Annotated in this window: 1 protein-coding gene; it reads right to left on the minus strand. The window is 32.8% G+C overall.

The genetic code is table 11. The features are described from left to right. Positions 1 to 79: 79 nt before the first annotated feature. The gene (locus JT739_RS12620; RefSeq protein ID WP_237661475.1) at positions 80 to 937 is read right to left on the minus strand and encodes a TnsA endonuclease C-terminal domain-containing protein; all 858 of its coding nucleotides are present in this window, start codon (positions 935 to 937) and stop codon (positions 80 to 82) included. Positions 938 to 1,291: the final 354 nt, after the last annotated feature.

The following is a 1,291-nucleotide window of genomic DNA, read 5'->3' on the forward strand; positions in this document are numbered from 1 at the left end:
CACAATTATATGGACTTAACTCCACAATAGCCTCTCAATACTTTTATCTCCATTCTCCTCTTGCCATTCAATTAAAGAATTAACCGAATACTTTAACACCTTCATTCACCTCCTTACCGTTCACTTCAGGTATGTATATTGATTTACAGGTTTGATTAATATTTATTGGTCTGTCCATATCCAAACTTATTCTTTTTTCAGCAATTAGGCGTTTAAATAGAAACAATCCCATTCCCGCATCTAATGTATAATCTCTTTCAAATCCTGATATAATGTTTTTTATACTCTTTTGGCTATCTATAAATCTATATAAAAGAGCATCTAATAAATCAGCCAATTCATCTTCAGAAAAACTATTATCGCTACCAAAGCCCATCACTGAATGAATCCATTCGATGTTTTTCGCCCGAACTGTATTTATATCCTTATTAGTTACAATCCCCCAATTTATTCCCTGTGCTTCCCAGTACCTCCGCTCAATTTCAAGTTTCTCAATTGTACTCCTTCTTGATAATTCAGAAGCATATTTAATACTTCTCGCTGCAAAACTCTTTTTACCATCAGAATCTAACAGGGTAATTAAAAATGTAGTAGTTATTATATAAGGTTCTTTCGTTTTCTTATCTACAAACTTATCAATTTTTAAATCAGTAGTATCATTCAGTACCACTTCTAAATCTATAAGGGGGTAGTGCTCCCGAATATCAATTACTTTCTGCTCCCAATCCAATAAGTAGAAATATTTCAATTGCGTATCTGAGAAAAAATGATGTATTCGCTGCGTTGTCCATCCAAATACTCTTGTTACCCTGCCCATCGAAGGAAAATCCTGAATAGTTAACCACGGTTTATATTCCTTTCCCTCTCCCTGCCCTCTGCCTTCTTTTATCCATTGTTCTATCTTTTTTGAATCCCACGTTGTATTCCTTTTGCCCACATAAACACCTCCATGTGCCAGGAATTAGAGATTAGGTTATAAGAATTAAGAATTAGTATAATCGCAACATTCTTGATGCCTTAATTCTATCCGTAAATTTAAAAACAAAAAATGCCACTGACCGCAGGACACCTATACTAGATGTCTGTGTCAATGGCATTTACCATTCTACAGTGTACTTTCATTTTACCATATAACGACTTTATTTTAAACGTAAAATTTTTTTATTTACAATATTCAATTATTTTATTTACTGTTATTCAGCAGCAAATTGAAGAGTTTATATGAAAATAGTAATTGAAATAATGGAAGTATTAGTAGAGTTTATCTATCTATGATAGTGTCAAGTTGTTG

It is taken from the genome of Tepidanaerobacter sp. GT38, from assembly GCF_021991635.1.
In the GTDB taxonomy this organism is placed as follows: domain Bacteria; phylum Bacillota; class Thermosediminibacteria; order Thermosediminibacterales; family Tepidanaerobacteraceae; genus DTU063.